This is a genomic window from Silanimonas sp., assembly GCF_027530345.1.
Classification (GTDB): Bacteria; Pseudomonadota; Gammaproteobacteria; order Xanthomonadales; family Xanthomonadaceae; genus Silanimonas.
In genome coordinates, this window is the sequence record NZ_JAPZQK010000005.1 from 1 (window position 1) to 1,554 (window position 1,554).

Genomic DNA, 1,554 nt, shown 5'->3' on the forward strand with positions numbered 1-1,554 from the left:
CGTAACCTCCCCCTGATCGTGGACACCTGAGAGATAGAGCTTTCTGGCATGTTTTCCCCGCCAGGAGGTTCCATGAAGAAGTCGAAGTTCACCGAAAGCCAAATCGTTGCGGTGCTGAAGCAGGGCGACGCCGGCGTGCCGGTCAAGGATCTGTGCCGACAGACCGGCATCAGCTCGGCCACGTACTACCAGTGGAAGTCGAAGTACGGCGGCATGGAGGCCTCCGATCTGCGGCGTGTTCGCGAGCTTGAGGCCGAGAACGCCAAGCTCAAGCGCATGTACGCAGAGCTCGCACTCGACGTTGCTGCGATGAAGGATCTGATCGCAAAAAAACTGTAGGGCCGGCGGAGAAGCGCGAGGCGGTGCGGTTCCTTGTCGAGGTTCACGCGCGGCCCCTGCGCCGGTCCTGCGAGATGGTCGATCTGTCGAAATCCGCGTGGTACGCGCCGCCGTTGGACTGGACGGTGCGCGACGCCGAGCTGATCGCGGCGCTGGCCCGACTGGTCGAGCAGAAACCGACGCGCGGCTTCGGCAAGTGCTGCCAGCTGCTCGAGAAGACTCATCCGCACTGGAACCCCAAGCGAATCTACCGGGTGTACTGCGCCATGAAACTCAATCTGCGACGCGCCGCCAAGCGTCGCCTGCCGAAGCGCGAACGCGTTCCGCTTTACGTGCCGGAGCATCCCGACACCGTGTGGTCGGCGGATTTCATGCTCGATGCGCTGGCATGCGGCCGCAGCTTCCGCACCTTCAACATCACCGACGACTTCAATCGCGAGATCATCCACATCGAGGTCGACACGTCGATCACGTCGCAGCGGCTGGTGCGCATCTTCGAACGCATCCGCCAGGAGCGGCCACTGCCGCAGGTGCTGCGCACCGACAACGGTCCGGAGTTCCTGGGCGAGGTCTTCGTCGAGTGGGCGAAGCAGGCCGGCATGGCGATCCAGTACATCCAGCCGGGCAAGCCTAACCAGAACGCCTACATCGAACGCTTCAACCGCACTTATCGAGAGGAGGTGCTCGACCAGTACCTGTTCGCTCGGCTGGATGACGTCCGCGAAGCCACGTGGCGCTTCCTGATCGACTACAACGAGCACCGCCCCCACGACGCCCTTGGCGGCATGACGCCCGCCGAGTTCCGAAATCACCACGAGGCCAGAAGCTCTACTTTCGAACTGTCCGCTTGACGGGGGAGGTTACGCCCGCGCCCGCCCGGAACTGCTCCCGACTACTCGACGGTGGTTCCTGAGTGCGACGTGCTGCCGACCGGCGCGGGCAGGCCGATAGTCTGGCTGCTAGGTGTCTCGCACTTGCCGAGACCGAACTCGCCTCAGCCCACCTGAAACACCGGCGCCTAACGCCTGAACTAAGCGGCCACATCAATCGCGAAGCGATTGATTGGTCCGCTTAAGTGGGTCTGTCAAACCAACTGTGTAACCGGGTTTCTCACAGGGCGGCCAGCGGCACGCGCTCGTCGCCGAACATCACCTGGAAGCTCTGTAGCGCTGGCTTCCAGTGGTGGATCATCTTCCAGTTCTTCGACGCTTCGCG

At 62.8% G+C, this 1,554-nt stretch carries 1 protein-coding gene; it reads left to right on the forward strand.

Going from position 1 to position 1,554, the window contains the following annotated elements:
- Positions 1-72: 72 nt before the first annotated feature.
- A protein-coding gene (locus O9255_RS02920) for an IS3 family transposase (protein ID WP_297865337.1) occupies positions 73-1,190 on the forward strand; the annotation gives its coding sequence in 2 pieces (ribosomal slippage) (positions 73-325 and positions 325-1,190; 1,119 coding nt in all).
- Positions 1,191-1,554 lie beyond the last annotated feature (364 nt).